The sequence below is a fragment of the Bradyrhizobium sp. TM233 genome, from assembly GCF_036247965.1.
GTDB lineage: Bacteria > Pseudomonadota > Alphaproteobacteria > Rhizobiales > Xanthobacteraceae > Bradyrhizobium > Bradyrhizobium ottawaense.
On record NZ_BTIG01000149.1, the window covers coordinates 1 to 295 of the forward strand.

Below are 295 nucleotides of genomic sequence, written 5' to 3' on the forward strand. Positions count from 1 at the left end.
GCGGCCAGCGTCGGCATGATTTTGCGCCAGGAGAAGGCGAGCTCGGGAAAGCCGTGCAGCAAGAGGAGGCATGGCCGCCCCGTGGTCTCGAAGCCAGCCTCCAGCACATGCATGCGCAAGCCGTTGATGCCGTCGACATAACGCGAGCGGATTCCGGCGGGCAGGGGGATGTCAGGGAGTGCGGTCATCGTGTCTCTCCACTCGGGTGGAATCGTAGGGCGGGCAAAGGCGCGCATCGCGCGCCGTGCCCACCAATCTCCCGCAACAGCCAGGCATCGTGGGCACGCTTCGCTTT

Annotated in this window: 1 pseudogene; it reads right to left on the reverse strand. The window is 65.8% G+C overall.

Annotated features, from left to right (window positions below):
• Positions 1–188, reverse strand: a pseudogene (locus AABA86_RS34100) (alpha/beta hydrolase); the annotation flags it as partial.
• Between the last annotated feature and the right edge of the window lie 107 nt (positions 189–295).